We start from the raw sequence: 9,345 nt of genomic DNA on the forward strand, positions 1-9,345 counted from the left end.
CAACACCCCGAAGGAATGACCGGTCAGCGTTCGATGGGCGGTGATGGCGTCCGTGCGGACAGGCTCCACCCCTATGGCCTACGGGGACCCCGTACAGGGCATCAGTCTTCACAAGCCCTATATAAAAACAGGTCCCGACGCGTAACGTCGGGACCTGTGGTGGGTCACTCCCTGCGACCCGTCGCCGGAACCTCAAGGTTCAGCAGGTACACTGCAACACCACCTGCTTGACCCTAAAGCGGGTTCCAGCGAAACCGATGAACCTCAGTTGGCTTTCAGGCCATCGGCCGAAACAGCCTGGACGCCTTTGATTTTCTTGGTGATAGCGACAGCAGTGGTTTTCTGCGCTTCAGTCACCGCCACGTCTGATGACAACGACACCACACCCTTGTTGGTTTCGACTTTGATGTCGGTGCCAGGAATGCCTTTTTCAGTCACCAGGTCAGCCTTTACTTTGGTGGTGATCCAAGTGTCGGAGGTCGATTCTTTGGCACGGTCGATTTTGTCGGGATGCGCGACACCGCCGGCAAGCAAGCCGTCAGCCGATACCGCTTTAACACCCTTAATATTCTTGGTGATATTTATAGCGGTGGTTTTCTGAGCATCGGAGATCTTCTCGTCCGAGGACAGGGAAACCACGCCCTGGTTGGTTTCAACTTTTATCTTCGAACCAGGAATACCCTTCTCGGTCAGCAAATCGCTCTTCACCTTGGTCGTGATCCAGGTGTCGGAGGTGGCTTGTTTGGCTTCGGTCACTTCACCGGCAGCCAGAACCATGGGTGCCTGAGAGGTTTGAGCGAAGGCGGTATTGGCCAAAGTCAGGGTCAGAGCGCTGGCAGTGGCGGCAGCGATAGCGAACTTCTTCATACAGGTAACTCCTGTTCTTCTGAAAAATCTGCGCCTTAGTCCTGGCGACAGGGTTGCCAATATGAGTGCAGGTGCTGTGCCAATCCTCAGCAATAAAATAAATACATATGAATCAACAGCTTAAATAAAATCAAAAAAATCGCTGTCGTGCATTTTGCATGACAGCTCGCCAAGCAGCATGCAAGTTGCGCGTTTGCGCCCTGGGCAACCCATCGGGCACCGTCATCCCCTGGTGGCCTGTGTGATGAGTTCTATGAGCCAATTTCGGTCGAATCAAGCTCGAACACCGTCCGTTGTCGGAGCCGGGCTTGCTTGCGAAGAGGACAATGAGATCGCCAAACGCCTTACAGGTTTTCCTCAGGTTGTAAAGTCAGCCTTTTCAACCGTTTATAGAGATTATTCCTACGCCATATAGTTAGGCCGTCCTCTTAATCTCCGATCTTCGTTCATGTTCCGATGGCTGTCCCTGTCCGCACGGAACGCGCCGTCATGACCGACACCTACTGGGCCACCCGCGAAGGCGATGCCCTGCTGCGCACCTCGTCCAACAAGAAAAACTGCGTAACACCCTGTCAGGAGAAGCGACTTGACCGATCTGTCTGCTGTATCCAAAGCGCCCAGCCCGCGTAGAGGCTGGTTTGATTCCCTAAAAGAACAATCCATCAGTTTCTTCAAAGGCGATAACAACGCGCCCTGGGCCATCCTCGCCGAAACCGCTATCGGCTGCATTCCGATATTGGGGCAGATCGTCGATGCACGCGACATTATTAAAGGTTTGGTCGAGGTCTCGGACCAACCCGACAGCACGGCGGCTTGGTTCAATGTCATTACCGCCTTGATCGGCCTGATTCCGGGCGGCGGCGATGCCACCAAACGCTCGTTGCGAGCGATCAAAAGTGGAGCGGCGAACGTCGACGATCTGCTGGCGATGATTCGGCGTTTCTATTCCGGTGATCCGGAAAAACTGCTGCGGCAAGTAATGGACCTTGCGCCGTTGCGTAACAGGCTGGACGAGATCCTTAACAACCCACGCCTGCTCAACCAGCTTTCCCCACAGATGCACACTCAGGTCAACGCCATTCGCGGTGGCTTGGACAGGCAGTTCGCAGCCTTTAAAAAGGAAGTCGACGGTTGGCTGGCCCAGGGGCGAAAAACCAGTGCCGAAGCGCCACTCAGAAACAAGCAGGCGGTCGGAACCCCAGACACCAAGCCCAACAGCTGGCACGGCGAGGGTCGGAGCACCCGACGCGACGCTAGCAATGAGGTGCTACCCAATCGAGCCAATGCCCATACCCAGCGCACCGCTCGATTTAAACAGGTCAACCAGAAGCTGCTTGGAGTGCTGGGTGAGCATATGGCTGACTACTACTGCCAGGACGTCAAGGGCTGGGGTAAAGAACAAGCAGCTCACGATAACAGTGAGAAGAATCCGGCCAAACTCAATGACCAGCACCGGATGGTGCAACTCTGGCCTTGTATTCCTCGCGGACGGGGGATTGATGCGGTATGGAAACCGGATGGACCTAAGCCATACGCCATTATCGAAGCCAAGGCCAGTTTCAATCCGGCCAAGTCATTGGGGCAGTTGCTGGGTGCGGCGGGAGATAAGATCGAAAGCAATCTAAATGGTGGCGGTAATGTACGTCGGAGAACTGGATCTGGCGGAAATACTGGTGGTGGTTCGGGACAAGTCAGACAAGTAAATGGAAAGGTCACGCAGATGAGTAATGCTTGGATAGAAAGCCGCTTGCAATCGGCTGTTTTATCAAAAAATCTAAGTGAAAAAATAATAAGTCATGGTTACTCACGCCATATCTTGTTTTTTTCTGTTCCTCAAGCAGTGGCTCACTCGGAGGCTTTACTTAGATACTCAGTTGGAGCCTCAGTAATCTCTATTGTGCATGCTACTCACGAGGCCACACGAGAGTGGCGTGACAACGAAATCCAGAGAGTCGCCAATAACCGAGCCGGCCTTACCGCACCAGCTCGAAACAGAACAGGGAGGTAGAAATGAATTTCAACTCAAAAAGAAGACAACAATTCCTCGGTGAACGCCATTACTCAGAAACAATTTCAGAAATTCCTGGTGTTCTAGAAATGTTTCGGCAACGTCCAGCGGGCTCTGGTGCCACGGAACAAGAGGGCTGGATGATTTCACAGCGACGCATTGTAGCGAATCTATATGAAAAGCTCTTTCTTGAATATACGGCGGGCGAGCCTATTGAGCCATTGCGCCAGCAAATTGAAGATATCATTAACGCCTACGAGGTATATTCTGAAAGGCTTTGGGCACTCTACGGGGACCATAACGAACCCGTATTCGACTACGTCATTACTGATGATTATGCGAACCTAATGCAACTGATAGGTCTCTGCTTTCTATTACATCGCCGCGATTTATTGCCTCGAATAGCTGCATTACAAGATGGTGTAGAGGGAGAGAATGGCGGCGCCGACGCACTTTTTGAAGAGTTCATGATTCACGCCATAGGGCGTGAAAAACGCTACCAAAGTGATTACCTCTGTGCACTGAAACCCTATGAGCCGCTGTTTTATGCACTGACCGAAGATGAGTATCCCAAGCAGTTAAAAGAACTCAACATTTTTCTAAAGCGTTGGTACAAAGACTTAGCGGGCTGTGCATGGCACGACAGCCATAAAGCAGAAGGTGGTTACTACGGCTATTGGAGTTTCGAAGCGGGCGCGGCAGTCATCTTGCTCGGCATCGAAGATGACAGCAGCCTCCATAAATACCTCTACTACCCCAAAGACCTGGTTGCTTGGTGCCGGGCTCATGCCGCCGAATACTCAAATAGCACACCACCTGCAACCGACAAAACTACTGCAAATCGGGTTGCAGCGGGACAACCCTGCCCGAAATCGGGCTGGTGGTTCACCCCAGCCCGACTCAACTCCCGCCGTTACTTCCAGCAAGGCGCTGCCTTCCCCGTAATAGAAGGCAGCGACTACGGCCTGACGTTCTGGCAGTGGAGCCCAGATCAATCCAACCCAACGCTGTGAACAGCCACTGACAAGGCGACACGAGAACAAAAATGAAAGCGACGCCAATGGTTGGGTATCACTGCATGCGGTCGAAAGAGATCCCGCTTTCCACACGGGCTGCCCGCCTCCCGCTCACTTTTCCTGAAGGATCTTTGCATGCACACTGACTGGCCCGCGTTGTTATCGCAGCACAATCGTTTGCTGCACCTGAAAACCGTACTACCCGACGCGCTGCTGATTGAGCGCATGCAGGGGATCGAAGCCCTCAACGAGGAATTGGTGTTCACCCTCGATTGCCTGAGCCCTTCGGCCTTGTTGGACCTCAGTGTATTGCCAGGCACCGCGATAACCCTGCAACTGGCGCAAATTGATGGTTCGCAACGACACTGGCACGGCACGGTGATCAACGCCGAGCGCCAGGGCAGTGACGGTGATATCGCTCGCTATCGGCTGCACATGGGCAGTTGGTTGAGCCCACTTAAACAACGCCGTAATACCCTCATCTTTCAAGATTTGGACGCGTTGGAAATCATCACGTTGATTTTCGCCGACTATCCGCAAGCCCGCTGGGATGCACGCGTGCGCCAGCGGTTGCCAAAGCGAGCGTTGTGTACCCAATACCGGGAAACCGATTTCGAGTTCGTTCGGCGATTGTTATCCGAAGAAGGCTTGAGTTTTTATTTTGAACACGAGAAAGTTGCAGAGGGCCACGCCAAACTGGTCATCGTTGAGTGCGACTGTCCGTGGGCCGACGGCGGTTCACTGATCTTCACCCGCGAGGATTCATTACAGGCCGATGATGGCATCCGTCGCCTGGGCGAACAGCGGCAAATAACCAGCCATGCAGCGGTTACCGGCACCTGGAACAACAAGGTACTACTGGGATTAAGCGGATCCGCGACAGACACCCACCAGAAAGGCCCTACACTGCCGCCGCTGCAGGTCTTTGACGCCAATCCCGGCACCGCCTTTGTGACGTTTGACGAGGCACGACAAGCCGCTACTCGGCACTTGAATGCACGCCGCCTGGAAACCCATGGCTATCAGGGTGAGAGCGCCACGCGCCAGCTACGACCGGGCAAACGCTATACCCTGAACAAACACCCGGACCTGGGCACCCTGCCCTTTATTTGTCGCGAAGTCCGGCATGTCGCGACCAACAATTTGGGTATTGGGCTGGCCGCACGCCTGGGGCAGGCTGATCTGGAAAACGGCACCTATGCCAACCAGTTCAGCGCCTTGGCGCCGACCGTGTCGGTAGTCCCTCCACACATTCCCCGACCGCTGGCACCAGGTATGCAAACGGCCACGGTGGTGGGCGCCGAGCAGCACGTCATCACCAGTACGCGTGACCATCAGGTGCGGGTGCAATTCTTTTGGCAGCGCGGCAAACACGCCCTGACGGGCGGCCTGCAGGACACCTACAGCTCAGGCAACCCTAACGCCCACGCGCCTGGAAACGAAACCTCAGGCACCTGGGTCCGCGTAGCTGAAACAATGGCAGGCGCGCATTTCGGCCAAAACTTTACCCCGCGCATTGGCGGTGAGGTGTTGATCAGCTACGTCCATGCCGATATCGACCAATCGGTGGTGATTGCCGAGCTACACAACGGCACAGCGTCGCCACCGTTCAGTGCCGGCATCGACGCCTCGGCGAACCATGCCGGCACAATCAGCGGCATGCGGACCTTGGCCCTTGATGGCAAACCTGCCAACCACTGGCAACTGGACGATGCTAACGGCCAACTGCGTCAGCAACTGCACAACGACACCACCCGCAGCACCTTCGCCGTGGGTTATCTGATTGCCTGCGAAGGCGCTAAACGCAACGCCTACCAAGGCTGCGGTTTTGCCCAAACCACCGATGGCTGGAACCAGCTTCGCGCTAGCGAAGGGCTGCTGCTGTCCACCAGCCTTCAGCACGCCGCCGATGCGGCCCAGATGCAGATGGCCTCAGCCCTCGGCCAACTGCGCGCCGCCGTGGCCACCACCGACCGTTTGAGTCAGGCCGCCCAGCAGGCGCAGCCGGGTAACCTTGCCGCCCACGACGCACAACGCGCACTGGTCGATGAACTGGACCCCGGACAGGCGGCGCACCACGCCGCGCAGGTCAACGGCCAAAGCACCACCCCGCCCGGCGGTGAACAGCCGGTGGAGTGTTTCCAGGCACCGCATATGGTGCTGGAAACCCCGGACCACCTGATCGCAGCCACGCCCACCAGCAGCAACAGCCATGCCGACCAGCAGATGCAGGTGACCAGTCAACAGGACCTGCACCTGAGTGCCGGGCAAACCATCGCGGGCATCAGCGGCGCCAGTCTGCATTGGTACACCGCTGCCGGTGGCGCGAAGGTCATCGCGCAAAACGGCCCGGTCAGCGTGCGGGCGCATACCGAGCGAATGGAAATCCTGGCCGATCAGGCAGCCACTTTTATCGCAAAGGAGGGGCGGATCGACCTGGTGGCTAAGGCCGGTATCGTGCTTCAAGTCGGCCAGACCAGCATAACCTTGCAAGGCAATGACATTTTCTTCGCCTGTCCAGGGATATTCAGCGTCAAGGGCCGTGAGCATCCGTTGTTGGGTGGAGCCAAAGGATTATTCAATACGTCTATTCTGTTTGATGGCCTAACACCCGCAGTACTCAGTCTTGCGTATCGCTACCTCGATCAGTCTCCTGTCACGGGTGCCCCTTTCACTCTGCGCTTCAGTAATGGTCAAACCTTGGCGGGCCTGCTCAATGAGCAAGGTACTGCGGTGATTGACAATCCGCCGCCCTTTCCTGCTGAAGTCGAATATGGAGAAACCGACCGCACACAGCCCGATGACTTTATTCCCCCGCTAAAGAATCCGACGTTTGGTCAAACCCCTCAGAACGACCATGAAACCTTGTCAGTACTAGAACAATTTTCAACGAGCGAACAGGCGCACCTCAAGGAGTATTTCTTTGACGATGAAATCGCAACGTTGCAGGAAGAAAACATGGAGTTGGGGCATGAGGGCTTTCTTGAATACCAGCTCCCGGATGAGTCAGATTCCAACGCAGCCAACTATAAAAAAGACCACCCCGCACCTCGCCCGGAACAGGAGCCCTGATCGATGAACACCCCGTCTTCCGCACCGGCCTTTTCACGCCAAATACGTCAAGCCGACGAGACCGCAGGCCAATGGCTAACCGGTTTGCTGGATGGCAAGGGGAATACGCCGTCCCATGCCATCGTTACCGCCGTACTCGGTTGCGTTCCAGTGGTCGGCCAACTGTTTGATCTGCGCGACTTGATTCGCTGCATCATTACCCTCACAACATCGCCCAACAGTATCGGTAGTTGGGTAGAACTACTGGTGACCTTGATTGGCTGTATTCCTGGATTTGGCGACGCCTTTAAAGCGGCCTTCAAATTGGCCCGTAGCGGGCAGAACGTTAATCGTGTGTTCGACGCCATGCGCACCTATGCGCGCATCAACCCACGCGCCGCCCTGCAAAGCCTCGATTGGAGCAAGATCCAACGCGAAGCCTTGCAAATGCTTAATAGCATGCTCGATAACCTCATCAGCGCGCTCGATGGTTGGCTGGTAAAACTGGTGGCCGGTCGACAACAAGCCCATGAGTTGATCAAGACATTGAGCAACTTGAAGCAACAAGCACCCTCGATGTTACAAAAAGCCACTGGTGAACTGAAAAAAACCGTGGATGACCTACTGCAACAACCCAACGTCCTGAGTACCGCGCAGGTTTCCGGTGCCCAACGCAGCCTGCCGACCCCACCGATGGCGACTCGTCCCTCATCAACGACCACCACGGCCAGCAGCAAAGTGCAACACTCGCCCATCGTCGACAACACCGGCAAGAACCCTGCGAATCGAGGCCAGACGCCCACCGTTCACCAGATTCGCCAAAGCAAACGCAAACGCTGGGCCTCGGGTGTACCGGCAGAACATATCGTCGAGTACTACGTAAAAAGCGCCCGGCCGAGTTGTCGAAAAATCAATGACCACGGGCGGTTGACCGAAGAATGGGAAAGCAGCAAGAAGAAAGGCAATACACCTCATCGTCAATCTGCCGTGACCAGCCAAGGACTCGATCACCTATGGTTTGGTCAGCATAAAGGAAGGCCCTACACGGTGGGCGAAACCAAGGGCAGCACTTGGGCACAGTTCAGCTTTCTGGCCGCAATGAGCGAGGGGGATAGGAAAGTCGTGGAAGGCACGCGCGCCGATACCGCCAAAGTGCTGGGTGATCAACAGGCTTACAACCCTGAGCTAGCAATGAGTAAGGATGCACCGAGCAGCACTTACGTCACTATCGATAATGAAAAAGCGTTGGCAGACGTGGATAAGCAAACCGGCACGCTCAGTTCGACAAAAACTAAAGGGCGACAGATGAGTCATTGGTGGATTGAACTGTCCATACAACAAGATTATACGATCCCAGCCAGTCACAAAATTAAAATAATTGACGCTTTACAACTGGCTGTGGCGAGACAGGGAAACCTCCCCTATAACCGAGAAATTTTTATGGTTACAGGAAAACAATATGAAACCCACGAGCGTTCAAAAGGAAAAACTCACAAACCACAACTCCCAATTATTAATATACCCGATGAAATTCTAGGCCGGTGACCCTTGAAAATACTATCAAAACCCGAATGGAACAACGTAAAACGTGAACCACTGCAATCGTACAAAGACTATGAGAGTGTCATATCCAAAGCGAAAAAATTACAACCTTCTTTTACGGAAAGGATAAATGAATACCCAATCCCCGATTTATTCAGAAGAGCATGGGCCGCAAAAATTAGGGCCGAGCAGTCTTTGGATCTTATGATTTATAGCTATTCAGCCGGGGTGAACATCAACAACGAAATAGCTCCTCGCATGCCTGAGTGTATCACTTTTTATCAAGAGTTCGCCAAATGCAACTTTGAATTTGAAGTAAGCGACAACAATGACGGGCATAAAATGCCTCATCTTGACCTATACGACACTTACTACTGGAAAGCATTACAACTTGTATGTTTTTCCATTCTGCTGGGTCATACCGATAAACTAGTTAAAATCATGGATCTTCTTTCTCATGAAAACGATGACCAGGATGCCTTGCTGGAAGATTTGGTCGCGCCCTATTTATCTGGGCGTCCAGGCTCCACTATTTACACTCGACAACTGCCCTACCGTAAAACTCGAAAAATCTTCCAGGCCAACCCGGAAGAACGATCCGCCCTAATAACTCAATATCTAAAAGAGTGGTATTTGGCCAGCCGCCGAGAGCCCTATCATGATCGGCACAAGAGTGCGTTTTTTCCAGGTTATTGGTCGCTGGAAGCCGGGGCTATCACCTTCCTACTTGACATCGACGACAGCAGTTACCGCGACATGCCTTTTTATCCAAAAGATCTAGTGGATTATGCACGCAGCGTCAGTAACCCACCGGGCCGGCCACAATCTGAAAACCGTTCGATATCACGCAAAGCCTCCGGC

Annotated in this window: 6 protein-coding genes; 5 read left to right on the forward strand and 1 reads right to left on the reverse strand. The window is 54.1% G+C overall.

Annotated features, from left to right (window positions below):
* Positions 1 to 264: 264 nt before the first annotated feature.
* Positions 265 to 867 carry a BON domain-containing protein gene (locus BMX68_RS22910; protein WP_017133078.1) on the reverse strand — a complete coding sequence of 201 codons (603 nt, stop codon included), beginning with the start codon at positions 865 to 867 and terminating at the stop codon, positions 265 to 267.
* Between the two features lie 586 nt (positions 868 to 1,453).
* On the opposite strand from BMX68_RS22910, the gene BMX68_RS22915 reads away from it, so the two are divergent.
* The 5 genes from BMX68_RS22915 to BMX68_RS25215 form a co-directional block, all read left to right on the forward strand.
* Positions 1,454 to 2,875, forward strand: a complete 1,422-nt coding sequence (locus tag BMX68_RS22915) for a hypothetical protein (RefSeq protein ID WP_017133079.1) — start codon at positions 1,454 to 1,456, stop codon at positions 2,873 to 2,875.
* 2 nt (positions 2,876 to 2,877) lie between these two features.
* Positions 2,878 to 3,888: a PoNe immunity protein domain-containing protein gene (locus tag BMX68_RS22920; protein WP_074862651.1), complete on the forward strand. Its 1,011-nt coding sequence runs from the start codon at positions 2,878 to 2,880 to the stop codon at positions 3,886 to 3,888.
* Between the two features lie 138 nt (positions 3,889 to 4,026).
* Positions 4,027 to 6,963, forward strand: coding sequence for a type VI secretion system Vgr family protein (locus BMX68_RS22925; RefSeq protein WP_017133081.1), 2,937 nt, complete (start codon positions 4,027 to 4,029; stop codon positions 6,961 to 6,963).
* Between the two features lie 3 nt (positions 6,964 to 6,966).
* Positions 6,967 to 8,487, forward strand: a complete 1,521-nt coding sequence (locus BMX68_RS22930; RefSeq protein WP_017133082.1) for a hypothetical protein — start codon at positions 6,967 to 6,969, stop codon at positions 8,485 to 8,487.
* Positions 8,488 to 8,490: 3 nt separating this feature from the next.
* Positions 8,491 to 9,345, forward strand: an 855-nt coding sequence (locus BMX68_RS25215; protein WP_083400867.1) for a PoNe immunity protein domain-containing protein, incomplete at its 3' end; no start/stop codon positions are given.

It is taken from the genome of Pseudomonas agarici (assembly GCF_900109755.1).
In the GTDB taxonomy this organism is placed as follows: Bacteria; Pseudomonadota; Gammaproteobacteria; order Pseudomonadales; family Pseudomonadaceae; genus Aquipseudomonas; species Aquipseudomonas agarici.

Coding starts and splice junctions, on each gene's coding strand:
- BMX68_RS22910 (WP_017133078.1), bottom strand. CDS start 867: ATGAAGAAGTTCGCTATCGCTGCCGCCACTGCCAGCGCTCTGACCCTG.
- BMX68_RS22920 (WP_074862651.1), top strand. CDS start 2,878: ATGAATTTCAACTCAAAAAGAAGACAACAATTCCTCGGTGAACGCCAT.
- BMX68_RS22925 (WP_017133081.1), top strand. CDS start 4,027: ATGCACACTGACTGGCCCGCGTTGTTATCGCAGCACAATCGTTTGCTG.
- BMX68_RS22930 (WP_017133082.1), top strand. CDS start 6,967: ATGAACACCCCGTCTTCCGCACCGGCCTTTTCACGCCAAATACGTCAA.